This window comes from Lysinibacillus fusiformis, assembly GCF_003049525.1.
Lineage (GTDB): Bacteria > Bacillota > Bacilli > Bacillales_A > Planococcaceae > Lysinibacillus > Lysinibacillus fusiformis.
Genome location: NZ_PYWL01000008.1, coordinates 146,626 through 171,811 on the forward strand (window position 1 = coordinate 146,626; position 25,186 = coordinate 171,811).

The following is a 25,186-nucleotide window of genomic DNA, read 5'->3' on the forward strand; positions in this document are numbered from 1 at the left end:
GCACCTCTCTTTTTTATAAAAGCTTTCCTCTCTTAGTTTCCCTGGAAAAGCTATTTTTATGCGTCACTGAAAGCTAGTGCTATGAAGCGTTCTTGTTTTCTAATAAGAAAGACAAGACAAACTCCTATGATACTAACAACAATACAGACGACTTTCTTCTCCTTGTCAAAAAAACGCGTTACCTGTAGAACTAATTTTCTACAAGTAACACGTATATGTTCTTACATATGTCCAGCCCTAATCTTTCTCACAATACTAAAAGTCGTATATGTAGCAGCTGGTGCCAAGACGACAATAAAAATAATCCAGACAGTTAGATTATTTGTTGCTTTCAAAGTTTCATAATTTGTTATGACAAACATGATGAGACCGAATAGTAATAAATAGCTCAGCACATTTGGGAAGATAACGATTAGTCTTAATAGTGCTGGCGGCATCTTTTGCTGATTCATTTTAACCACACCCCTTTTTTCAATTATACGGGAAATAAGTGATTTATCGTACTATATTTTTCCTTTTAGATACTATAAATGTATAGCATAAAAAATAAAAAACATCTATTAGCTGTCATTCCAATTAATAGATGTTTTCCAATATTAAAGCAATGTATTGTTTTGCCAACTATAAATCGCTTGATCGGAAGTTAGAAACGTTTGCGGGAAAGTTTCCTGAGCCTCTGCCAAAAATGGCGGTAAATCTTGTGGAAGAAAGCGAGCACTTAAATGATTTAGTAGTAAATATTGGGCCCCTGCTTGCTGTGCCACCTTGGCTGCCTCCACATTGGTTGCATGACCATAATTGGCTGCTAAATCCGTAGTTGTGCCGTCAAACGTAGCTTCATGGACAATGATGTCAGCACCCATTGATAGCTGAACAGCTTCCTCACAATATTTTGTGTCGCCTAAAATGGTCAGTGTAAAGCCTTTTTTGGCTGGTGCAACAACATCTTTCGCTTGTATGACATCGCCGTTATCAAGCACGACATCATGCCCTCTTTTCAATTGTCCTAAAAGAGGTCCCTTGGGAACACCTAAGTCCTTGGCTTTCTCGATTAATAATTCTCCAGGTAAATCCTTTTGTTCAATACGATATCCGTAGCATGGAACAACATGGCGCAATTCCTTCGCATATACCGTAAAACAATCATCCTCATATACAATCCCTTCTTGAACTTCTACAAAGTGCAAAGGATATGTTAAATGAGTCTTTGATAAAGAAAAAGTTTGTTCAATCCATTGCTGTAAGCCTGCTGGACCGAAGATCGTTAATGGTTCATCTCCACCTTGAAACGAACGGGAGCTTAAAAAGCCAGGCAATCCGAAAATATGATCACCATGCAGATGCGTAATAAAAATTTTTGACACCTTCCGCGGCTTTAACGACGTGTGTAAAATTTGATGTTGAGTCGCCTCTCCACAATCAAAAAGCCACATTTCGCTTATTTCGTCTAATAGCTTTACCATCAGGGCACTCGTATTTCGTTCTTTGGAAGGCATGCCTGCGCCTGTTCCTAAAAAATGTAGTTGCACAAATGCCACCTCACTTCATGTTTTATCATTTTATTGTACCTTATTGGGCCTCATAAGAAAAACCTTTGGTAAAAGCTTTCTCCAAAGGTTTTGTCGTTTATTTTGGTTGCCAAGAAACAAGGGCTGCATGAAAATCATGACGATAATAATAGCGTCCATCTTTTTCTTCAATAAAAGGTTGCAGCGATTCCTCAATGTGTTCTTGTTGGATATCTGTATTTAATATTTTTTTACTTTGAGTCGTCACTAGCTGTTCATAGCTTTCATAAGCATAGACGCGTTCCAAAGGAATGATTTGACAATCAGCGTAAATATCCATTTCGTATAGTAGATTTAAAAACTCTATATAATCTCTTCGGGGGAATTTGATCGTATAGCCGTACTTTTCATATAATCGTTCATAGTGTGGCTGAATGGGCCCAGTCGTCATCCCTATAATGGCCCGTTTCGTCGCGAGTCGATTCATATGTGCTAAAGCAGCTTTAATTTCATACATACGGTAAAAACAATTGACGCCTAAAACGATATCATGTGGCTCAATCTCATCTTTTTCTAAACGCTCCCATTTTGCATGGACATAGGAAACGTGCTCCTGATGAGGCATACACTGCTGTAAGTACTGCAACATACTTTGGGAGCTATCCACACATGTGAGCTTGTTTACTCTATCTGCTAAAGGAAAGGTGTAATTTCCCCAACCAGGTCCAATTTCTAATACAGAATGTTGGGGTTCAATACTTTTTTGAAGCTCCTGAAAAATGCGTGTAGCATACGGATCCGTTTGCCCCATATTTTTTCGAGCAACAGATTGAGCCCAAAATTGCTCTTCTAGCTGATCATTCAACATTCGCTCAGGCATATGCCCATGCCAGTCTTTCATACCTTCTTGCCATAATGCTTCGAAATTAATGGCTAATGGTCCTTTTCTCGTCATACAGATACCTCTATTGATAATAATTCATATATTTTTTTCATATCAAGATTTGCTCGTACGTGACTAGCTAACATATTGTAAGCATCTTCTCTTCGTTCAGCATCACTTTTTACCTCACGAGGTAAGGCAGCTAATCCTTTTTTTACACGGATGTCATTGATAAGCTGACGGGTATACGTACGATTATGGAATAAACCATGGAAATACGTGCCAATCACCTGTTCATCTTGACTAATAGCGCCATCCTCTCGACCATCCTCAAGCTGTAAAAAAGGTGTAACCTCATCACGTAAAATTTTTGTTCGTCCTAGATGAATTTCATAACCCGTCAATAGATCCTGTCCTCTTGTGCCAGTCATTTGTACCGTTTTTTTATTGCCTACAAAAATAGTTTCCATTGGCAATAAACCAAGACCATAAGCAGATTCACCATTGCCCTCCACTGCATCTGGATCTAATAGCGTCTCACCAAGCATTTGAAAACCACCACAAATTCCAATTATTTTAGTGCCATGCTCCCTTAATCGGGCAATAGCTTGATCGAAGCCATTTGCCTTTAACCAGGCTAAATCATCCATTGTGCTTTTCGTTCCTGGAAGTATGAGCAAATCTGGCGTACCGAGTTCATGTACTTTTCCAATTAATCGAACCCCCACTTCAGGCTCATCAAAAAATGGATCGACATCTGTGAAGTTTGAAATACGTGGTAAACGAATCATCGCCACATCCACAGCAAATTCCCCTGGTTTTGGCTTTTTAAAGCGTAATGATGATAAAGCGAGTGAATCTTCCGCTTCAATATTGACCTCTAAATAAGGGACAACACCTAGCACTGGAATGCCTGTTTCTTGCTCCACCCATGCCAAACCATCATCCAATAACTCACGCATACCTCTAAATTTATTAATAATTAGCCCTTTCACTCGTGCCCGCTCCGCATCATCTAGCAATGCCAGAGTACCAACAATCGAGGCAAAAACCCCACCTCGATCAATATCGGCAACAAGGACAACCGCTGCATCTGCTAAATGTGCCATTCGCATATTTGCAATATCACGATCCTTTAAGTTAATCTCTGCTGGGCTTCCTGCTCCCTCTAAGACAATGACATCATATGTATTTTGAAGCGTACGAACTGATTTTTCGACAATGGGCATCGCTTCCTGGACAAAATTATTGCGATATGTTTTGGCATCCATATTTAAAAAATGCTTTCCATGGACGATGACCTCAGACATCATATCTTGCTTTGGCTTGAGCAAAATAGGGTTCATATCAGTTGTCGCAACAACACGAGCAGCTTCAGCCTGTACTCCTTGTGCACGACCAATTTCCCCACCGTCTTTTGTTACAAATGAATTAAGCGCCATATTTTGCGATTTAAAGGGGACAACTTTAAAGCCATCATCCGAAAATATACGACACAACGCCGTACAAATCATACTTTTTCCAACATCGGAAGCTGTTCCTTGAATCATGATCGATTTTGCTGGCATAATCATTTTTCCTCCGTCATTATTGGTGTCACGCTGTCATATTTCTGTTCCACGAGACACGATTATTTGCCTTCGCTCTGGTAGTAATCACACTTATCCAACATGCGTTGCTCACCTAACTCAGAGTAATTCATCCACCCTGAAGGTGAAGGTGCTTTAAAATTCAAGCCCCTTCACAGCTGGAATACCTTCATCATAATAATGCTTAGTAGCGTCAATTGTAGAAACTAAATCAGCCATTGCTAGCAACGCAGGATTGGCACTTCTGCCTGTCACCACTAAATGCATAGTCGATGGACGTTGCTGAATTGCTTCGATAACTTCTGCCAGTGGAAGAACATCATCAATTGGAAACTTACTTATAGCTAATGCATTGTTTAGCTCATCTAGCACTAATAAATCAATACTGTCATCCTGTAGAGCAGCCTTCGTTTTTTTCCATGCCTTTGCTAAGGCTGCACGATGCTCCTCAGGTGTTTTGGTCCAAGTGAAGCCAATGCCCATTTGTTCCATTTCCACTCCTAGCTTACGCAAGGCAATTTGCTCTCCGTACGTACGCTCAGGTGATTTAATAAATTGCATATAGCGCACATTTAACCCACGACCAACCGCACGTAAAGTAACACCTAGAGATGCTGTCGTCTTGCCCTTTCCTTCACCTGTATATACTAAAAACAAGCCTTTTCTTGCCATGCTGTTAGCCTCCTTACAGCCAAGTTGTTTTTTCTTCAAATGGTGTACGCTTCTTGTCGTTAAGCTCTTGTTCTTCTGGGTAACCGATAAAAATCGTCCCTACCACTTTCTGTGCTTCACTTGCACCGATAAACGAATGCATGCGCGGATCATGAACAAGCCCAACACCACGTGTACGCCAAACAAAGCCAAGACCTAGCTCCTCGGCTGTTAGCCACATGGACATAATGGCACTGCAAACAGCAAAAACATTGTCCTCTGTCGCATCGGTATCACCCTCCACAACATCTGCTGTCACAACTATTGCGACAGGGGTTGTTTGTACAACCTTTAATGAGCTTTCCACTAAATTCGGCTTTGTTGGGAAGCGTTCCTGTAAATAAGCACTCGCCATTGCCTCATAACGCTCCATTGCTTCACCTTGAATGACGTAGAAATGCCAAGGCTCTCTCATTCTGTCATTAGGGGCAAATGTAGCTGCTTGTAAAATTTGCTCAATTTTCTCTTTTTCTACTAGCTGCGTTGTGTAATTTCGAATAGCTCGACGCTTTTTTAGTGCTTCGATAATTGTCATATTGCTTCCTCCTTCTGCTCTCCCAATGTGATGATTATGAGAAAGCAAGTCCCTGCTCTTCAAACCATTGAATTTTTTCACGTACATTGACGACATCACCAACTACAATCATGGAAGGATTATGATATCCTTCCCGTTCAATAATGTGCGCAATTTCATCTAGTTTTCCTGTTATAGTTCGTTGTTGAGCAGTCGTTCCCCATTCAATAACCGCTACAGGTGTTGTGGCTTTACGTCCATTGTCGATAAGTTTTCGAGCTATGTAGGCAATATTGCCAACGCTCATATAAAAAGCGACAGTATCAATTCCAGTAGCTAATGCTGGCCAATTCAAAAAATCCTGTCCTTTTTCTTCTCGGCCATGCCCCGTGACGAGGGCAAAGCTAGTGGCAAAGTCTCTATGTGTCACAGGAATCCCCGCATAAGCAGGAGCCGCAATCCCTGCTGTTATACCTGGCACAATTTCATAGGCAATGCCATGATTTTTTAAGATTTCAGCCTCTTCTGCACCACGGCCAAAGACAAAGGGATCGCCACCTTTAAGACGTGTGACAATTTTTCCTTGCTGCGCCTTCTCCACAAGTAATGCATTAATTTCATCCTGAATGAGGTGGTGCTTTCCTGGTAATTTCCCACAATAAACGAGCTCCGCTTCCTTTTTTGCGAAGTCTAGCAATGCTGGATTCACAAGACGGTCATACGCAATAATATCAGCCTTTTGGATACATTCCAGACCATAGACCGTAATGAGCTTTGGATCTCCAGGTCCTGCGCCAACGATATAAACTATTCCATCCTTCATTGCTTTTCTCCCATCAATAGTTGTTGTAAATAAGCTTCACGTCTATCCATCTCACCTTGACGTGTCCATTCAAGGATGTTTGGCTCTAGCAACGCCTGTAACGCCGCACGTCTTTGTGGGCCTTTATCAAACTTGGCAGCAACCATTAAACGAGCTTGCTGCAAAAAGCATACGTAATCCTCATAGGCATCATCAAATTGATCCTCTAACTCTGCTTTAATTTTACGAGCTAGCCCGGGACTTGCTCCTGATGTCGAGACAGTTAACACGAAAGGACCACGACGAACTGTCGCGGGGGTAATAAAATCACTTTCACTTTGTCTATCTGTTCGATTCATTAATTGCCAATGCTGTGCCGCCTCTTGCACGGCTTCGTTAACTGCCGTCACATTTGTGGCAGCAATAATAAGGATTGCATCATCCAAATCACGTGGTTCAAACTCTTTTCGTTTCCAGGTAATTTGCCCCAATTCGGCTAGTGGCTGTAAATCTTCATGTAAGGCCGGACTAACAATGACGACATTCGCCTTCACTGGTAAAAGGGATGCCACCTTTTGTGTAGCTACGTGACCACCCCCTACGATTACAACCGTTTTATATTCTAGATTCATATGAATAGGAAAATAATTAGTCATTATTCTTCACCTTCTTGCAAGCTGTTAACCAATTGTCAACTAGCTTTGGGTTTGATACAAAATGAAAATGCGTATAACCAGCCACCAAATTCCCTACTTGATAGCCTTCTTGCTTTTTGCCAAAGCGTCCAATCGTTTCGTAGGCCGGTGTGTGATGGGAGCCACTGTATTTTGAATAGTGGAATTCATGTCCCTTCGCCTGTTCCTCTGAACCGATTAAGAAATTACCTGCCGTACCAAAAATTTCACGATAGCCAAGCGCTGCTAGTTTTTTTTGCATCGCTACTTCCCCTGGGATTACACCTATCATGCCATAACGCTCCCCATGGCTATCTGTAATAGCTTCTGTTAAATACATAAAGCCCCCACATTCAGCCAATGTCGGTAGACCTTTGTTGATGGCTTCCCGTATAGATTGTTTGGCAATCGTATTTGCCGCAAGTGTCTGCGCAAATTCTTCAGGAAAGCCACCCCCTATATATAACCCATCCGCCTCTGCTGGTACTGGCTCATTGTCGAGTGGTGAGAAAAATTGTAATGTCGCACCTTTCGCCCGTAATAACGCCAAATTTTCTTCATAATAAAAATTAAATGCCGCATCTTTTGCTACAGCGAGACAAATATTTTGTGTAGGCTCCTCTGTAAATAATTTGCCTGTTTCCTGAAGTACAGGTGCCTTTGTTATGCGGAGTAATTGCTCTATGTCAATCGTCTCAGCCATTAGGTCTCCTAGCTTGTCAAAAAATGAATGAAGCTCTCCTCTTTCAATAGCAGGGACTAATCCTAAATGACGACTTGGAATATCAATCCCTTCCTCGCGCTTTAAGTAGCCGATTACAGGAATCCCACATTCTTGTTCAATAGCAGCCTTGGCAATTTCATAATGGCCAACACTACCAACTTGATTTGCTATTACACCCACGATATTTGGTTTATCTGATAATAATTGAAATCCTTTGACAACTGCCGCAACACTTCTAGCCATACTTGCACAATTCACGATTAAAATAACTGGACTTTCTGTTACTACACTAATATCAGCGGCAGAGCCAGCATCTGATAATGGACTTTTACCATCATAAAAGCCCATGACACCCTCGATAATAGAGACGTCTGCATCCCTACTGGCGCGAGCTACAATATCACATACTGCTTCATGCGAGAACATCCAACTATCAATATTGCGTGATACTCTACCTGTTACGGCTGTATGATAGGTTGGATCGATATAATCAGGTCCACATTTAAAGCCCTGCACGACTTTCCCATTATTTTGTAGAGCCTTCATCAGTCCAATAGTAAAAGTAGTTTTACCTACACCACTGCCTGTCCCAGCTAGTACAAAGCGATTTGTTTGCATGGACTTCCTCCTTAAAATAGGTATCTAGCAACTGAAATCGTAGCATTACCTGATTTTTTCTTTTCTAAGATGAGTGATTTGACTTGAGCATAACGCATAGCTGCAGGTTCACTGACACCATATGCCCCTGTATATTTAAAGACTGTTTCTGAAGGTGATGGGAATTCAATTTCGTTTAATTCTGTCGGTGAGTAGGTAACGAACTCCCAATCATATTTTTTTGTAATATCCAGGAAGCATTGCTCATCTTTCTTCAGATCAATTGTACAAAGTGCCTTCACACTTTTTTTCGAAAGCTTAAGCTCTGCCAAGGTTTCATCAATGACTTGTTCAATCTCCTCAATAGATGTACCACGATTACAGCCCATGCCTAGGATAATTGATTTTGGTCGATAAATGACACCATTTTCAAGCAAAACCTCTTCTTCTCGTTCGATTATACGGTCCGTTATTAATAATGTTGCATGAGGTTTAGCCTCTATGGCCGTCCGTGTAGATGGATAAATTTTAATTTGCTCTGGCATTGGTGTATCACGCATCCACCAATCTCGCTCACCAGTTTCCTGTACAATAGCCACATGTTCCTCATTGACGACAGAAGCACTGACAGGCGTTAATTTATCGGCACTATCCCAAACCCAGCCAAAACGTGCACCAAATAGATCGACTGGAATAGTCTTTTGCACATCGGAGGCTGTTGTAATAATAGGGTTGGCACCAAGAGCTGCCGCTACCTCATGTGTTAGTTCATTGGCACCGCCAAGATGTCCTGACAAGACACTTATTACGTTTTCGCCTCGATCATCAATAACTACAACACCCGGATCAGTCTTTTTATCCTTTAAAATGGGTGCGATCATTCGGACAACTGCACCTAAAGAAATAATTAAAATCAAACCTTTGTATTGTTTAAATAGAGTCGGCAAAAGCAAACGCACTGTTCCAGTAAACAGTTGAATATGCTTTTCCTCCTCATCGCCCTGTTCAAATTTACTCATATAATACAAATCACTTGCTGCAAACGTTTGTTGGAGTCGACGTCCTATTTGAACACCATGCTTTGTAATCGCTACAACCGCATATGCATGGCGCTGATCAACTTCTGGTAATATCCCCTCTTGTAACTCAATCACTTGTCTTCACACCTTTTCTAAAGCCGTGTGTAAAGGTTGCATCATATAATTTCGAGCGATATTGATCCTTATCATGAATATCAGGGTCTAGCGCCCAGCCTGCTAGAATCATTGCATGCTTACGAATGCCATTCACGCGCATCGCTTCATCTAATTCGATTAATGTCGTACGAACAATTTTTTGATCTGGCCAAGAAGCACGTTGAATCACCGCTACGGGTGTGTCATCAGCCCAGCCAGCACTTTGTAGTTCTTTGACAATTTTCTTTGTGAGCGTCGCACTTAAGAATAGAGCAATTGTACAATGATGGCTTGCTAAATCACGTAATTTTTCAAATTCTGGTACAGGGGTGCGCCCTTCAGCACGAGTTAAAATTAAAGTTTGTGTTAAATCAGGAATCGTTAGCTCAGCCCCAATTGCCGCTGCTGATGCAAAAACAGAGCTAACCCCTGGAATAACTTCGTAGCCAATGCCTTGCTTTTTTAAGAGTGCTACTTGTTCCATAATCGCTCCATACATGGCCGGATCACCTGTATGCATGCGAGCTACTATTTTCCCACCATGGACCCGATCAGCCATCACAGCGACCATTTCCTCTAAATGCATACCAGCGGTACGAATAATTTCCGCATCTGGTCGAGCTTTCGCAATGAGATCTTCACTCACTAATGAATCTGTATACATAACAACATCTGCTGTTTGTAACATATGTAAGCCTTTAACTGTAATTAAATCTGGATCACCGGGACCCGCGCCTACTATATAGATCTTCTTCATTATTTACGCACCACCATTAATGTTAAATATTCTAAATCGACACCATCCAACTCGCGTACATCCCAAATTACTTCTTCGTCAGATGTTACCTTTGTCACAACAGATGCTTTATCTAGTAAATCTAAATCACGTAGTACCTGTAGCATTAAATCAATTACTTTTGCTACTTTAATAAAGACCACAGCATCATGACTTTCAATAGCTTCACGCATTGCCTCATAATCATCATAGGCAGGAATGATCGCGACACGGTCATCACCATCAGCTAATGCAATACCAAGTCGAGAAGCGGAGCCATTAAATGAGGATATCCCCGGAACCGTACGAATTTCTACATCTGGATGCATGTCCTGCATTAACTTCATCATATGGATAAACGTACTATATAATAACGGATCACCTTCTGTAACGAAGGCTACATCCTTACCCTCCTGTAATTTTTCATATACAAGCTCGACTGACTTTGTCCATTCACGCTCAAGGACAGCTTCGTCCTTCGTCATAGGAAATACAAGACCAAGCATATCTTTTTCCTCTGGATTAATATAAACATCTACAATACGATGGGCATAGCTCTTACTGCCTCTAAGTTTTTTTGGATAGGCAATAACAGGTGACTCTTGAATCACACGAAACGCCTTCACTGTAATTAATTCTGGATCGCCAGGACCTACGCCCAAGCCATATAAAACACCTAAATTAGTCATGATTTTCTTCCTTTCGATAAGCCGAAATAATATATATTGGATTTAATGGCACAAAGCGTGTCATATCTAAGATCGGTTTGCTACGCGCAAGCTGTGCCTGTAAAATATCAACCGCAAAATCACAAGCCTTAAACGCTTCCACTGCTTTATATAAATTTTCAATTGTCGCAGCATTTAAAACAATTCGACCATTTGGTTTTAAGCGATTACAGCACAATTGTAGTAATTCGACCATTTCACCACCAGTACCACCGATAAAAATGGCATCAGGGTCTGGGAAATGATCGAGTCCCTCTGGAGCTTTACTATGAATTGCTGTTATATCCACACGGAATTTTTGCTGATTGTGTAGACAGTTCTCTAAATCAGGTGCATTTTTTTCAACGGCGTATACTTCCCCCTCAGGTGCAAGCTTCCCCGCTTCAATGGCCATAGATCCTGTACATGTACCAATATCCCAAATAACACTATCCTGTTGAAGTTGCATCGCCTGTAAGCTTAAGACACGAATTTCTTTCTTAGTAATGAGTCCTTTATCTGGTTTTCGTTGTGAAAACTCTTCATCATCAATACCGAGTGTGTAGCGTTTTGGTTCAACAGTTTGTTGTAAAATAACTACGTTTAAAGGGGAAAAATGTGCATTCTCCATTTCATCTAGCGAATACCAATCACATTTTTCATCTTCACCCTGTAGATTTTCGGCTACAAATGCACGATATTCGGTCATACCAAAATGCTTTAAATAACGTGCGAGCGCATTTGGGCTATTTTCAGCATCTGTTAACAGAGCTATTTTCTTTTTCCCATCGATGCGCTGTGCCAAGCCTTTCATAGGTCGTCCATGAATACTTGTAACATAAGCATCCTGCCAGCTTTCTCCCATTTTCGCGAAGGCTAGCTGTACGGAGCTCATATATGGATAAACCTCCAAATCTAGCTTTTTCGCTAAATAGCCCCCAACGCCGTAAAACAATGGATCTCCTGATGCGAGAATAATCGTATTTCTTGTTTCCTCTGACAATCTCTCAACAAGTGCTGAAAGACCTCCTTTGATCATGATTTTTTCCCCTGTAAAACGCGGGAAAAAATCAAGCACGCGCTCACCACCTACAAGTACCTCACAGTCTTCAATCCACTGGCGGTATTGTGGGAATAAGCTTGCTAATCCGTTATCCCCGATCCCAATTAATTTCATCGATCGATGCAATGTCATCAGCCCTTCCTAATAATTGTCCCTGCATCGAATAAATCGATGTGGAAAGCGTTAAACCGCCCTTTATATGATGAATGGAGGAATAGCAGCAGGCCTCACACAAACGATGGAAAAATGATTCATATCCCTTTTCCATCATAATTTCACCTACTTGCGACGCTGTGTTGGCCTCTCGTATTTCGGCTATTGTGTCTGCATCTGCCCCTACATCTTCTGCAAGTTGTGCTAAAAAGTTAAAATCAATCGGAGCACTTTTGGAATGCACCATCATTACCCCTTGTGCCACCTTTGAAAATTTCCCCATCATCCCGACAAGGGACACTTGTTTAATACCAAGTCGCTTACAATGCTTTAAAGTAAAGCCAACAAAATCACCCATTTCAACAAAAGCTTCTTCAGGTAAATCGGGATATTGCTTCATCCCAAATTTTTCACTGCGACCACCTGTTGTCACTACTAAATGCTCACAGCCAGCCTCTTTAGCGACGCTAATGGCCTGTACAATACTAGCCATATACGCAGAACTTGAAAAAGGCACGACGGTTCCCCTTGTGCCTAAAATCGAGATGCCTCCAAGTATACCAAGACGACCATTTAACGTTTTTTTCGCAATCTCCTCACCCTTAGGGACGGAAATCACTACGTTAACCCCTCGTGTAATTTGAAATTCGTCCAATACTCCTTGAACAGTGCTGTGAATCATTTTCCGTGGGACAGGGTTAATGGCTGCCTCTCCAACAGGCACTGGTAAGCCGGGCTTTGTGACACGCCCGACTCCAATCCCACCATCTAAATGAATACCAGGTGTCTCTGCCCAGCTCACAGTACCGACGATGAGTGCCTGATGTGTGGCATCTGGGTCATCACCAGCATCTTTAATCGTTTCACAGCTGACGGCATTGTTTTCAAATAGGCATTTTTCAATGGTAAAGGTCGCATCCCTACCTATTGGCAAATGAATCGTGCTTGTTTCTTGCTCTTCATTTGTAATAAGGGCGAGTAAAGCGGCCTTTGTTACTGCAGTTGCACAGGCTCCTGTTGTATAACCGTGACGCATGTCCTTAGGATCCTTTTTTGGCTTCCGCTCCATTATTTTTTCGCCTGTTCATCCGCTAAAAGTGAAATGGCATTTAATGCGGCAACCGTCACTGTACTACCGCCTTTCCGACCAACATTTGTAATGTACGGAATACCTTCAAGTTTTAGCAGCTCTTCTTTCGATTCAGCCGCAGACACGAAACCTACAGGCATACCAATAATTAAATCTGGTTTTGCTAAGCCTTCCTTAATTAAACGAATCAATTCTAGTAATGCAGTTGGGGCATTACCAATGGCATAAATACCGCCCTCATGCAATTTTGAGGCTTTTTGCATCGATATAATGGCACGCGTTGTATTTTGCTTTTTCGCTTCTACAGATACATCCTCATCCGCAATATAGCAATGTAAATCGCCACCATGTTTTTGGAAACGTTTTTTACCAGAGCCACTTTCAATCATTTGCACATCCGCAATTACATGACGCCCTGCCAGAATAGACTTAACACCTGCTTCAAGTGCTCCTGGTGTAATAATAACGCTACGACCTAGCTCAAAGTCAGCAGATGCATGGATAATACGGCGCACAACCTTCCATTCATCTTCTGAAAAGTCATGCTCCCCCATTTCCTCCGCGATAATCGAGAAACTGTAATCGTAAATTTTATCTGGGTCTACTGTTAATGGTTTGAAATCTGTTTTAAAATCCATTGTTATTGCCTCCTAAAGTGTATGTTGTACAGCCTGTAACACTTCTTCAAAAGTGGAATATTGCTGGCCATATTTAATATTGGGTCTTGCAATAAGAATTGTTTCTATAGAACAAGCAAGGGCTGCCTCTAGCTTCTCGTCTACTGAGCCGACTTTGCCACTTTCTTTGGTAATCATTAAGGTCACTCCATATTGACGGAATAATGCTTCATTTAATTCCTTTGAAAATGGGCCTTGAATGGCTACAATATCTCGCTGTGCCACACCGAGCGCCTCACATTTTTCCATATTGTCAAGTCGTGGGAGCATACGAGCAATGACTCTTGTATTTTCTAAGCCTTGTAAGACTTTCGTAAATGTAGCAAGCGTTTTACTACCTGTTGTCAGCATAATAACACCACGCTTTTCTGCTGCTAACTGAGCTGCTTCTTCATAATCCTTCACGACTGTTATAAGTGGGTGTACATAATGTTCATGAGCACGTTCATAGCGAATATAAGGAACTTGCGCTTTTTCAGCTGCTGCCATGGCATTTTTCGATGCCTCTTCTGCAAATGGATGAGAGGCATCTACCACCAATTGAAAGCCTTGTTCCGATATAATAGTCGCCATTTCTTCCGCTGTAAGTCGCCCTATTAAATGAGGTAAGCCAGCGTCAGCAAGACTAGAGGCTGCCGATTCCGTCACAACGGTGGCAGTTACAGCATGTCCCGTCCTTTGCAGTTCAAGGCCTAGATTCCTTGCATCACTCGTCCCTGCTAACATGAAAATCATTTTACTGGCTCCTCTTCATGATGATGATGGTGATCGTGATCGTGTCCATGATCATGGTCGTGGTCGTGGTCGTGGTGGTGATCATGGTCGTGATCATGATGGTGATGATGATGTGCATGCCCATGAATAGCAGCGTAAGCCCGATATTCTTCAAGATCTTTCATACCTGTTGATGTACCATTCACCGCTTGCTCAATACGTTCTAATAGAACATTTTGTAAACGTTCATGGTAGCCAAAGTAGTTGGCAATTTGAATCTCACATGCTGGAAATTGCTCATTGTATTTCTCACACATAACATGCATACGCTCCATTAAAATACCCGTGAATAAAAAGTAAGGAAGCATAATAATTTTTTTAGCACCTAGTTTGACACAGCGTTCAATGCCTTCTTCAACACGAGGGTCCGTTACGCCCATAAAGGCACTTTCTACGTATTTAACAGGTAGTTTTTCCCATAGTAATCGTGTAATTTTATAGAAATCTCCATTTGCATAAGGATCACTACCTCCTCGAGCAATTAATAAAATGGCTGTGTCTTCCTGTTCTTGTTCAGTATCAAATCCAATTTCAACTAAACGATCCTGTAATATCGCAAATATTTCTTCATGAATGCCAATTGTTTGACCATATGTGAATGTGATATTCGGATAATGCTCACGAGCATGCTCGATTTCTGCCGGAATATGTAGCTTAGAATGACCTGCATGAAGTAAAATAATCGGGATGACATGTACCTCTGAAGCACTCTTTTTCACACAGTTTGTAATACCTTCTTCGATGTTAGGAGAAGCAAATTCAAGGAAGCATGTTTCCACTAAATATTGTTCATCAATGCGAGATTTCATTTGCTCGATAAATGTACGCACCTCATCATTTCCTGCTGCTAAACGGCTCCCATGGCCAACAAATAATATAGCTTTCATCTCTTTTCTCCTCACTAGTCGCCGCACGGAGCTGGCTCTATTTTTATTTTGGAAGACATATCTTGATACGTAAAATGCAATATCTTTTTCACCCGCTTGAAGTATTTAAATAGACGCTCGTTTGGATGCGCATTTGCTTTATATTCTTCAATAATATCTGTAATTAAAGGGATTAATTGATCAGGCTCCAAACCTTCTACAACAGGCTGTGCTGCATGAGCCGTACGCCCGACTGGTTTCGCTCCAATAAAGACATCAAATTTACTTTTGCGATAGACAATCCCAATATCATCAAACACGGCTCGATAACAAGCCATTCCACAGCCATTGAAGCCAATATTTAATGTTTTCGGTAATGACATACCGCCAAGCTTTTCTTGAATTTCCTCCGCATATGGAATGGAATCTGCTTTTTCACCGTAGCAAAAATCACAAGCCTTCAACGATAACACATCACCAATTGGTGCTAATAAAAAGCCTACTTCCTGTAATTTCTCAGTGATACGTTCAGGCGTTGTTGTAGGTATTTTTAAATGGATTTGATGATCTGGTGTATATTCCATTGATCCTTCTTCTCCTACTACCTCTGCTAACGTCATCATTTGCTGTGGTGTGAAAAATTTATTAGCCACGCCAGGGCTCACTGCTAATTCAAAAATGGATTCTATTTTTTGTTGTACAAGCTTTGGAGTAACCTTGATAGCACTTGTTCCCTTTACCATTGCAAGTGCCGCTGTAGCCATTTCAAGTGCTGTTTTTTTCGGCTTTGGCATAACGGCTATACTGGGTTTATTCATTCTCCCTGCATTAGGGTCTGCCGCAAAGTCATTTCGTGCTGTTCCTGTCTCTTGATTCATCGCCCATGGCTCATTTTCTTCCCGTAAGCGTTGATGAGGACGTAATGGCTGTTTTTCCTCACCAAGTGTATATTTACGTTGGTAGCCTCGCGGTGTAATCATTTTATTATCATAGAAGAACGTAGATGAGTTTCCGATAATAACTGTTGTCAGCATACCAATATCATGTTCCAGCATTTCTGCCAATGTCGTCATCGTCACTTCCTGACGTTCTCGATAGGCACTTTTTACAAGCCCTACTGGTGTGTCAGGAGAACGATATTCTAAAAGAATTCGTTGCGCTTCGACAATTTGTCTTGTACGGCGACCACTTTTAGGATTGTATAAAGCAATAACAAAATCGGCCATAGCTGCGGCTTCCACACGCTTCGCAATTAAATTCCACGGAGTGAGATGGTCACTCAAACTAATGGTACAAGCATCATGCATAATGGGTGCACCAAGTAAACTAGCACATGAATTGATAGCTGAAATACCTGGGACAATCTCCACTTCAATACCAGTTGCCTCTGTCCAGCCTAGCTCAATTAATACTTCATACACCAATCCCGCCATACCATAAACGCCTGCATCTCCACTCGAAATGACCGAAACAATACTTCCTGCCTCTGCTTGACGAACGGCCTCCTGAGCACGTGACACTTCCTCTGTCATACCTGTACTGACAATGGATTTTGCGCTGACTAAATCTTGAATCAGTTCAACATAGGTTTTATAGCCTATGATCATGTCACTTTGTTGTAAAGCCTCTACTGCACGTGTCGTAATATGCTTAAAGTCTCCAGGCCCAAAGCCTACTACGAAAATTTTCCCTTTTTGCGCCATGTTTTTACCCCTCTTTCACCTTTTCAATCCCTTTAATGGCTGTTGTTTGCGCTGTTCGCTGTAATGTCCCTTCTCGAAGTGTAAAAACATGATCGTTATATAAGGATTCATGATGCAAATCCTGTACAAGTGTTCTAGCATGCTCCGTTGACGGTACACGATACCAATTCCCCTGAGGGTAAGCAATCACAACACAAGCATCCTTGCATCGTCCATTACAGCGCGTTCTTGTCGTATGTATTTCTTTATCTAGTGCGTTACGCTGTATTTCATCTCGTATAGCTTGGGTAATTTCCTCCCCATCCTTGTTCATACAGCTACTGCCATTGCAAATAAAGAGATGTGTTTTCATCCCCTCTAAATTCCACGTTGTCATCTTATATCTCCCCTCATTTGCTTTTGGAAAAAAGAAAAAACCTTTACTCTGCCGAAGAGTAAAGGTTTGTAGAAGCCAAATAAAAACGAATAGATTGAAAGACAGATCCTCGCTTTTGCTTCAACTTCTCCCTCCGAAAAGTTTGCATGCACAATCTGATAAGCAGGTTTCCTGACTTAAGCTTCATTTTACTGTCGCACCTTCCCTAGTTTGCACAGGTGGCATTGCGATTTCATCAGCTATTACAGTAGCGGGGGCTGTATTGGACTTTCACCAATTTCCCTATTATCTCGAGTTCTTCGAGCACTTATCGACGTTTTATATGAAATTTTTAATCGTATACATAATAGAAAACTGTCTTAATCATATCTTATTATTTTAAAATTTCAATATTTCTTTAAAAAATCATGACAAATTTATCAATTTCATAGGAGGGGTGAAAGCTATTAAAAATTTGAATTTGCCTTCTTTAATCCTAAAAAACGTTAGTTATCAGAATTTTCGACATTGATATTCTATTTTTAATTTTTTATAAAAAAAGTATAGCATAATTATGGAAATTCGTGATACACTTTGTCGTGAAATCTCACAACTTACTATTTTTCGGTGTAAAATGCTCGTCATTTTGCTTAAAAGGGAAGCCGGTTTAAGTCCGGCGCGGTCCCGCCACTGTAATAGGGAGCTTTATAGAAAATGTCACTGTCCAATGGATGGGAAGACCTATAAAGTGTTGAACTAGAGCCAGGAGACCTGCCGAACATAAGTGATCGTTTCAGCCTACGAGGATAGGTGTGCGGCTTAGCAGATGAAAATGTTATTTGCTTTTTTAGCTATGCACTTTTCCAACAACGGAAAAGTGCTTTTTTATTACGCACGCTACATTCTAAAAATCTATTTACAGTTTGGAGGAAAAAAATTGAAGCTGTCTTGGTGGAAACTTAGTTATTTTCTATTGGCTTTTTTAATGGTGCCAAAGCGTGCCTTCGCCATGCATATCATGGAAGGTTTTTTACCAATCGAATGGGCTATTTTTTGGTGGGTAATCTCCATCCCATTTATTATTTTAGGATTGCGCTCTATTCGTAAAACAATTGATGAAAACCCTGAAACAAAAATGATTCTGGGGCTGTCCGGTGCGTTTGCCTTTGTCCTATCAGCCTTAAAAATCCCTTCAGTTACAGGGAGCTGCTCACATCCAACAGGAGTAGGTCTCGGAACAGTATTATTTGGACCGTTAGCCATGAGTGTCATCGGGACAATTGTTTTATTATTTCAATCTTTACTTTTAGCTCATGGTGGGATCACAACATTAGGGGCTAATGCATTTTCGATGGCTATTGTAGGACCGTTTATCGCCTACTTTGTATTTAAAGGGGCAAAACAATTGGGGTTATCGTTTTCATTAGCTGTTTTCTTTGCGGCCATGCTTGGGGATTTAGGTACATATGTGGTGACTTCCATTCAATTAGCACTAGCCTTCCCATCTGAAGTTGGAGGCTTTATGGCTTCCTTTACAAAGTTCGCAAGTATTTTTGCCTTAACACAAATCCCATTAGCTGTGAGTGAAGGAATATTAACAGTTATTGTCATGAACTTCTTGAAAAAATATAATATTAGCGAATTAAAATCTTTACGTGTTTTCTCTACAAAGGAGGCGCACTAATATGAAACGAAATTTATTACTTTTAGCAATCGTCGTACTATTGGCGATTATCCCTCTTTTCGTCCAAAAAGGAGCAGAATTTGGAGGAGCCGACGGTGAAGCAGAAGCAGCCATTGGGGAGATCAATGCAGAATATGAGCCATGGTTTGATAGTTTGTGGGAACCACCTAGTGGTGAAATTGAAAGCTTATTATTCGTGCTACAAGCAGCTATTGGTGCTGGTTTTATCGGCTACTTTATTGGCTATATGCGTGGCAAGCATAAAGAAGGTTAAGGATTATGTTACTCATTGATAAGTATGCGTATCTCAATAAGCTAGCGTTCGTTCATCCGCTAGAAAAAATGATATTTTCATTAGGACTACTTTTATTCACGCTTATTATGAGAGATGAACGACTTTCACTCATTACATTTTTTGTAATGAGTGCTTTTATCATTTGGGGCGCGAAAATTCCACTAAACTATTATGCGAAGCTATTATTACTACCTGGTTTTTTCTTATTCACAAGTCTCTTATCAATCATCATTTCGATAGCTCCAGCAGCGCATACATTACCAGCCCATATGGGGGCATTTACGTATATGAACTGGACAATTTTTATTGGGAGAGCCAGTATCGCTACCGCCCAGCAACTATTCTTTATTGTACTTGGCAGTATAAGTTGCTTATATTTTTTAGTTTTAACGACATCTGTACAAGGAATTTGTTATGTGCTTCGACAATGGCGGCTACCTACTTTATTAGTTGAGCTAGTAGAACTCACCTATCGTTTTATTTTTATTTTTTTAGAAAGCATGCAAAAAATTCATTTGGCCCAGCAAGCCCGGCTTGGCTACCACTCACCCATGCAATGGTTACGTTCAGTGTCTATGCTAATTGCCGCGTTGTTTATTGAAATGTTTCAGCGCAGTCGAGAGCTTAATCATGCCATGCTGGCGCGTGGTGGTGAAACGGTTTATTGGCATGAAACGGGCGCCTATAGCAAAAAAAACTGGCTTGGTATAACGGCTATTTTTTTATTCCTCATCGTATACGGAGGGTACTTCTCATGACAGCATTTTATTTTAAACTAAACAACCTGTCATATGCCTATGCAGATGGTACGAAGGCTTTGACAGATATTACATTAAACATTCCAAAAGGGAAAAAAATCGCTATACTCGGTCATAATGGAGCAGGAAAATCCACTTTATTTCAGCACCTTAATGGTATTTTGAAACCAACAGCTGGGACCATTTCATTTGATGGAGAAAAACTTCAATATAATAGAAAGGCATTAAAGGCTCTTCGCCAACAGGTTGGAATCGTCTTTCAAGATGCTGATAATCAGCTTTTTTCAGGAACTGTTAAGCAAGATATAGCCTATGGTCCAATGAATCTAGGATGGCCTACGGAAAAAATTGAAGAAAAAATAGCATGGGCTGTTGCACAAACTGAAGTGACAGAGCTACTAGATAAACCCATCCACTTTTTAAGCGTAGGGCAGAAAAAGCGTGTGGCCATGGCAGGTGTATTAGCGATGGAACCGACTGTCCTTTTATTAGATGAACCAACAGCGGGTCTTGATAGCTATTACGCTACACAAGTTTTTCAATACTTAGCCAAAGTAGAAGACCATGAAAAAACGATTATCCTTGCGACTCACGACATTGCCCTTGCCTATGAATGGGCCGATCAAATTATGGTCATGGAGGCAGGAAAAATTATTTATAATGGTGACCCTGTCGCCTTATTTTATGAAGAAGAATTGCTAAAACGGGCACATCTTGAACGACCATGGGTATTTGACATGGCTTTGGCTCTACAAAAAAAGAAATTATGGCACGAAAATATTTCAATTCCTCGCTCTAAGCATGACTTACTGCAATTGATCGAACAGCTATATGTAGAGGCGTAATGGTATCATCCATAAAAAGTAACGGACAGTTCGTTTTTAAATCGCAGAGAAAAATTTTCCTCATTTGCGAAACTTTTCTAACGTTTAACCGTATTAGTATAGTCGAGACATATTATAGAACATCAAGGAGAGATACAATTGAAAAGTTGGTTTAAAAAATCAGTCGCTGTCGCAGCATCCGCTGCATTAATGGTTCCTGTCGCTTCAGCTTTTGCTGAGGAGACACCACAACAAAGTGCGAAGAACGTATTAGCAAGCAATTCACAACATGCAGGTAAGAATCTTACAAATGAAGACAAATGGATGAGTAAGGATACGATTATTATCAAGCATTCTGGCCTTGATAAAAACGTACATAAAAAAATCGGATCTAAGGTCATCCGCTCCATTCCTTCATTAGGCTATGATGTGATTCAACTTAACAAAGGTGTATCCATAGAAAAAGCCGTCTCTTACTATTTAAAGCAGCAAGGGATTTCAAGTGTATCCCCTAGTTATGTCTATCATTCTTTCAACAAAGAAACTGACCCAAAGAAACAAGATATGTATCATCTAAGCCTCTTGCAAATGGATCAGGCTCTAGCATTAGCTGGGGAACATGACGTAACAGTAGCTGTCATCGATTCTGGTGTTGATTTTAAACATCCCGATCTAAAATCTCAAGTACTCACACCTTATAATGCAGCTGCACCGGCAAATACATCTTATCCAGGTGATCATGGAACACATGTTGCTGGGATTATTGCCGCAGCTAAAGACAATGGCATTGGTGGACATGGAATTAATCCACAAGCGAAGCTACTACCTATTGATGTCTTTAACGGAAAAGAAGGAGCAAATGATTTTATCATTGCACAAGGTATTCTGTACGCCATTGAGCAAGGTGTTGATGTCATTAATATGAGTTTAGGAGGCTATGGTGAATCACCACTTATGCAGGATGCTGTTCAAAAAGCTATTGATAGTGGCATTACGATTGTCGCAGCGGCTGGTAATGAGTCGACGGATGAATATTCCTTCCCTGCTTCCTATGAAGGTGTAATTAGTGTTGGTTCCACGAATGATCGTAATAAGCTATCAAGCTATTCCAATTATGGTCCCTCTGTCGATGTCGTGGCTCCTGGCGAAGACATCTACAGTACTGTACACGATGACAAAAAAGGATCATCTTTTGTTAAGTTTAGTGGTACTTCCATGGCATCTCCCGTAGTGGCAGGCATCGTGTCCCTACTTAAATCAAAGCATCCGAATTTAAAGCCACATGAAATTGAAGCAATTCTTGAAATAACAGCACAAGATTTAGGTAAAAAGGGTTATGATCTTACTTATGGTCATGGGCTTGTCGATCCAGTGAAAGCCTTACAGTTCGATTTAAATAAATTACCTAAACATTATTCTGAATCTAAAGAAGAGCGTATCAAAAATGCCAAAGTTCTTGCTAAAAATACATTAAATATTGAACAAGGTGTTTTCGAACAGCAAGACGAGAAAAAATGGTACAAGGTTGAGTTAGAGGCAAATGAGTATGCTCAGCTAACATTAAAAGGCGCTGATCAATACGACTATGCCTTCGATTTATACTTTTACCCTACTAATGAACAAGGTGAAGTAGAGCCTATTAAAGTTAATGATGTTCGTGTAGGAAAAAAAGAAGGTCACCTTTTTAAAGCAGACCAAAAAGGAACGCTGTTAATTGGTGTGAAAGATCATAATGGTAGTTATAGCTTAAAAGGGAAATCTACTTATATCTTTACAGCACAAACTGCGAAAAACTCGAATTTGCCAATTGATGCTTTAAATAAGTCTTCAATGCAGCCTATTAAAAAATTCCCATATAATACGGCAGGTAAAAACTATACCCTACTGTCCAAAGATCAACAAAAGGATCAAGATTATTTTACGTTTTCAGTAACAAAACCAACAACATTGAAGTTTGATTTATCTGGAATTCCAGGTGTTACTGCCTCTATGGATCTTTACTTAAAAGAGGATTTCAATCCGATCCCACCAGAAGAGATAAAGCAAGCTAAAAAAGAGGAAATTGAAGAAGAGGAAGCCTTCCCTATTCAAAGTTCCTACGGTGCAGCTAAAGGTGAAGCCGTTAGCATGATTATCGATGCTGTTCCAGATCAAGAATACATTTTAAGTGTATCTAATGAAAGTAATAGCGAGTTTTCAATGGAGATGTTTTTCAGTGGTGGCATTGAAAAAGAGGAAACAGTCAGTGAGTCTATGATTCCATACACATTAAAAGGTGAGGTTGTTACACTTCCACCCGATGAGGATGGACTACCTTTAGAGGAAGCCATGTACGACGAAAACATCTCTCTCGACCAATTACCAATAACGCCAAGTACAACAAAAAAGCGAAATGAAATTGAAGGCATGATGAGTATGCTCATGAATTCCTTTACAACGGACAATTTAGAAAATGTTGATCCGATTATTAAGCAAGCTATTCGCTTCAACATTGGTGAGGATCAAAAAGCTTATTTCCAAACAGAATATGATGAGGACTACTTCTTATTTAAAACAAAGGAAGATGCCCTTTATAGTTTTAGCTTTAACAAAGGTGCTGGCCAAATGCCTGCTGGTACTGTCTTTGAATACGATGAAAAAGCAAATGAACTAATTCCTGTTTCGTCCTTAACCAATGATTTGGGCTTACTTTCATTGCTTCTTGGCTCAGCCGGCAATGAAAACGATGCAAAAGTGATGGCATTGAAAAAGGACAAAACATATGTAGTAGCCGTTGTAAATGCTGGGGAACGTTCTATTGAGCCATATACGTTGAAAACAAGTAAAATCGGTGATATTCCAAAAGATTATAATCCTGATAATTATGAAGAAGCAAAAGCTCTAAAAATTCAACCAGGTACAACTTATAAAGATCATCTAATTTACCAAGACGATGAGGATTACTATTATTATAAGCAAAACGGTAATGATGAAATTATGAGTTTATTAATTTCCTCTGTTCCATTTACCAATGAACAATTAAATCAATTGCCAAAAGAGTTACAGAAGGACTTGAAATTTGCAGGATCGATTATTGAAGATACAAATGGCAATATGAAAATTGACCCGAAAGAAATGGAGACCGCCATTCCATTTGGATTGAGCGATAATATTCTTGAGATACTCCTTGGCATGGTAGGAACGACAGACGTAAATACATCCTTTAAGGCTAAAAAGGATCGTGGTTACTTTATTCAAGTCAATAGCACAGGGCTTGGCCAACTGTCCATTCAGCCCTACACATTGACGATGTTCGACCATAAACGAGCAGATGAAGATGCAGATTCCCAATTAGTGAATGGTGTACCAACCAAACCATTAGCCCTTAAGAAAGAAGACGACAAATGGATAGCTACTCAATATTTAAATGCGGGTATACCATTTGGTGATAAGGATTACTTTGAATTTAACAACGTCCAAAAACGTGATATCTTCTTCTCACTTCAAACAGAAAAAGCACTAGATGGTGTGATTCGAGTGATAGATGCAAACGGAAAAACAGTCAAAACTTTAGATCTTTACGGAGCTGGAGATGCTGAGGTAGGTACAATTGAACTGGATGCAGGTAAATACTATATTGAAGTTAGTGAATATTATGGCCAAGCAAGTACACAGCCATATACGTTAGAAATTAAATAATATCAATAAAATCCCCTAGATAACGGAATATCTAGGGGATTTTTATACATATAAGCATTTTTATTCTAAACTAAAATGCTTATTACATAAAATATTTGACATAATTACAGTATTCATCTTGCTTCATATGAAGCTTTTCATACAGCTTACGCGCATTCACATTATCTGCTGCTGTTTGCAGTGTCACATAACGAGCATACTGTTGCTCACAATATTGAAAAACTTTTTCCATCAATGCCTTGCCCACCCCTAGGCCCCTAGCATCTTCCGTGACATAAATATCGTTCAAAATATAGGCACGCTGTAACGCTATGGAAGAAAACGTTGGATATAATTGTGTAAATCCAACCACCTTGCCGTCTACTTGCGCCATAAAAATGACCGACTCTTTGAGGGCCAATCGTAATTGTAAAAATGCCTTAGCGCTACTTACGTCCGATTCAATTCCATAAAACTGACGATATTCATCAAATAGCTTTGTTAACTCTTCTAGTTCGTTCATCGTTGCTTGCAATATTTCCATTCTTGTCTCCCCTTGTGTCTTCCCATGATTGTTTCTACCATTATAAAGCTAGTTTCATTATATAGGAAAAAATGGCACAAAGAA

At 40.4% G+C, this 25,186-nt stretch carries 25 protein-coding genes and 2 riboswitches; of the genes, 5 read left to right on the forward strand and 20 right to left on the reverse strand.

What is annotated here, in order from left to right:
• Positions 1–221: 221 nt before the first annotated feature.
• The 19 genes from C9J29_RS17395 to C9J29_RS17485 all read right to left on the reverse strand — a co-directional run bounded on the left by C9J29_RS17395 (position 222) and on the right by C9J29_RS17485 (position 17,361).
• Entirely contained in the window at positions 222–452 is a 231-nt protein-coding gene (locus tag C9J29_RS17395; RefSeq protein ID WP_008178293.1) for a hypothetical protein, read from the reverse strand.
• A gap of 144 nt (positions 453–596) precedes the next feature.
• A complete protein-coding gene (rnz, locus tag C9J29_RS17400; RefSeq protein WP_089986308.1) occupies positions 597–1,529 on the reverse strand; it encodes a ribonuclease Z in 933 nt (310 codons plus the stop codon).
• A 97-nt stretch (positions 1,530–1,626) separates the two neighbouring features.
• Entirely contained in the window at positions 1,627–2,463 is an 837-nt protein-coding gene (locus C9J29_RS17405; RefSeq protein ID WP_008178289.1) for a class I SAM-dependent methyltransferase, read from the reverse strand.
• The gene (locus tag C9J29_RS17410) at positions 2,460–3,959 is read right to left on the reverse strand and encodes a cobyric acid synthase (RefSeq protein ID WP_107922521.1); all 1,500 of its coding nucleotides are present in this window, start codon (positions 3,957–3,959) and stop codon (positions 2,460–2,462) included. Before C9J29_RS17410 ends, C9J29_RS17405 begins: the two co-directional genes overlap by 4 nt.
• Before the next feature lie 156 nt (positions 3,960–4,115).
• Complete coding sequence (locus C9J29_RS17415; RefSeq protein WP_043990458.1) at positions 4,116–4,652, reverse strand: cob(I)yrinic acid a,c-diamide adenosyltransferase; 537 nt, start codon at positions 4,650–4,652, stop codon at positions 4,116–4,118.
• Between the two features lie 13 nt (positions 4,653–4,665).
• Positions 4,666–5,226 (reverse strand): nitroreductase family protein, encoded by a 561-nt coding sequence (locus C9J29_RS17420; RefSeq protein ID WP_043990457.1) that lies wholly within the window; start codon positions 5,224–5,226, stop codon positions 4,666–4,668.
• Positions 5,227–5,260: 34 nt separating this feature from the next.
• Positions 5,261–6,028: a uroporphyrinogen-III C-methyltransferase gene (gene cobA, locus C9J29_RS17425; protein ID WP_107922522.1), complete on the reverse strand. Its 768-nt coding sequence runs from the start codon at positions 6,026–6,028 to the stop codon at positions 5,261–5,263.
• Positions 6,025–6,663 (reverse strand): precorrin-2 dehydrogenase/sirohydrochlorin ferrochelatase family protein, encoded by a 639-nt coding sequence (locus tag C9J29_RS17430; RefSeq protein WP_107922523.1) that lies wholly within the window; start codon positions 6,661–6,663, stop codon positions 6,025–6,027. The genes cobA and C9J29_RS17430 overlap by 4 nt, the downstream gene beginning before the upstream one ends.
• Positions 6,656–8,023 carry a cobyrinic acid a,c-diamide synthase CobB gene (locus tag C9J29_RS17435; RefSeq protein ID WP_107922524.1) on the reverse strand — a complete coding sequence of 456 codons (1,368 nt, stop codon included), beginning with the start codon at positions 8,021–8,023 and terminating at the stop codon, positions 6,656–6,658. Before C9J29_RS17435 ends, C9J29_RS17430 begins: the two co-directional genes overlap by 8 nt.
• An 11-nt stretch (positions 8,024–8,034) precedes the next feature.
• Positions 8,035–9,156 carry a cobalt-precorrin 5A hydrolase gene (locus C9J29_RS17440; protein WP_008178277.1) on the reverse strand — a complete coding sequence of 374 codons (1,122 nt, stop codon included), beginning with the start codon at positions 9,154–9,156 and terminating at the stop codon, positions 8,035–8,037.
• Entirely contained in the window at positions 9,149–9,934 is a 786-nt protein-coding gene (cobM, locus tag C9J29_RS17445; protein ID WP_090002593.1) for a precorrin-4 C(11)-methyltransferase, read from the reverse strand. The genes C9J29_RS17440 and cobM overlap by 8 nt, the downstream gene beginning before the upstream one ends.
• Complete coding sequence (gene cobI / locus C9J29_RS17450; protein ID WP_008178274.1) at positions 9,934–10,641, reverse strand: precorrin-2 C(20)-methyltransferase; 708 nt, start codon at positions 10,639–10,641, stop codon at positions 9,934–9,936. The genes cobM and cobI overlap by 1 nt, the downstream gene beginning before the upstream one ends.
• Positions 10,634–11,854 (reverse strand): precorrin-6y C5,15-methyltransferase (decarboxylating) subunit CbiE, encoded by a 1,221-nt coding sequence (cbiE, locus tag C9J29_RS17455; protein WP_107922525.1) that lies wholly within the window; start codon positions 11,852–11,854, stop codon positions 10,634–10,636. The genes cobI and cbiE overlap by 8 nt, the downstream gene beginning before the upstream one ends.
• Entirely contained in the window at positions 11,811–12,944 is a 1,134-nt protein-coding gene (locus C9J29_RS17460; RefSeq protein ID WP_008178270.1) for a cobalt-precorrin-5B (C(1))-methyltransferase, read from the reverse strand. Before C9J29_RS17460 ends, cbiE begins: the two co-directional genes overlap by 44 nt.
• Complete coding sequence (locus C9J29_RS17465) at positions 12,944–13,603, reverse strand: precorrin-8X methylmutase (protein ID WP_008178269.1); 660 nt, start codon at positions 13,601–13,603, stop codon at positions 12,944–12,946. The genes C9J29_RS17460 and C9J29_RS17465 overlap by 1 nt, the downstream gene beginning before the upstream one ends.
• Positions 13,604–13,615: 12 nt before the next feature.
• Entirely contained in the window at positions 13,616–14,377 is a 762-nt protein-coding gene (gene cobK / locus C9J29_RS17470; RefSeq protein ID WP_089986301.1) for a precorrin-6A reductase, read from the reverse strand.
• Positions 14,374–15,303, reverse strand: a complete 930-nt coding sequence (locus C9J29_RS17475) for a sirohydrochlorin chelatase (RefSeq protein ID WP_107922526.1) — start codon at positions 15,301–15,303, stop codon at positions 14,374–14,376. Before C9J29_RS17475 ends, cobK begins: the two co-directional genes overlap by 4 nt.
• Before the next feature lie 14 nt (positions 15,304–15,317).
• Positions 15,318–16,985 carry a precorrin-3B C(17)-methyltransferase gene (gene cobJ, locus C9J29_RS17480; protein ID WP_008178263.1) on the reverse strand — a complete coding sequence of 556 codons (1,668 nt, stop codon included), beginning with the start codon at positions 16,983–16,985 and terminating at the stop codon, positions 15,318–15,320.
• A 4-nt stretch (positions 16,986–16,989) separates the two neighbouring features.
• Entirely contained in the window at positions 16,990–17,361 is a 372-nt protein-coding gene (locus C9J29_RS17485) for a (2Fe-2S) ferredoxin domain-containing protein (protein WP_008178261.1), read from the reverse strand.
• A gap of 144 nt (positions 17,362–17,505) precedes the next feature.
• Positions 17,506–17,687, reverse strand: a riboswitch (cobalamin riboswitch).
• 261 nt (positions 17,688–17,948) lie between these two features.
• Positions 17,949–18,133, forward strand: a riboswitch (cobalamin riboswitch).
• Between the two features lie 144 nt (positions 18,134–18,277).
• Here C9J29_RS17485 and C9J29_RS17490 point away from each other — a divergent pair.
• From C9J29_RS17490 to C9J29_RS17510, 5 genes are all read left to right on the forward strand, one after another.
• Positions 18,278–19,024, forward strand: coding sequence for an energy-coupling factor ABC transporter permease (locus C9J29_RS17490; RefSeq protein WP_043990468.1), 747 nt, complete (start codon positions 18,278–18,280; stop codon positions 19,022–19,024).
• A gap of 1 nt (position 19,025) precedes the next feature.
• On the forward strand, positions 19,026–19,298 hold the full coding sequence (locus tag C9J29_RS17495; RefSeq protein ID WP_008178258.1) for an energy-coupling factor ABC transporter substrate-binding protein: 273 nt from the start codon (positions 19,026–19,028) through the stop codon (positions 19,296–19,298).
• Positions 19,299–19,303: 5 nt separating this feature from the next.
• A complete protein-coding gene (gene cbiQ, locus C9J29_RS17500) occupies positions 19,304–20,077 on the forward strand; it encodes a cobalt ECF transporter T component CbiQ (protein WP_089986299.1) in 774 nt (257 codons plus the stop codon).
• Positions 20,074–20,922, forward strand: coding sequence for an energy-coupling factor ABC transporter ATP-binding protein (locus C9J29_RS17505; protein ID WP_089986298.1), 849 nt, complete (start codon positions 20,074–20,076; stop codon positions 20,920–20,922). Before cbiQ ends, C9J29_RS17505 begins: the two co-directional genes overlap by 4 nt.
• 138 nt (positions 20,923–21,060) lie before the next feature.
• On the forward strand, positions 21,061–24,579 hold the full coding sequence (locus tag C9J29_RS17510) for a S8 family peptidase (RefSeq protein WP_107922527.1): 3,519 nt from the start codon (positions 21,061–21,063) through the stop codon (positions 24,577–24,579).
• 82 nt (positions 24,580–24,661) lie between these two features.
• Here the strand turns inward: C9J29_RS17510 and C9J29_RS17515 are convergent, their stop codons facing one another.
• Positions 24,662–25,102 carry a GNAT family N-acetyltransferase gene (locus tag C9J29_RS17515; RefSeq protein WP_090002587.1) on the reverse strand — a complete coding sequence of 147 codons (441 nt, stop codon included), beginning with the start codon at positions 25,100–25,102 and terminating at the stop codon, positions 24,662–24,664.
• Positions 25,103–25,186: the final 84 nt, after the last annotated feature.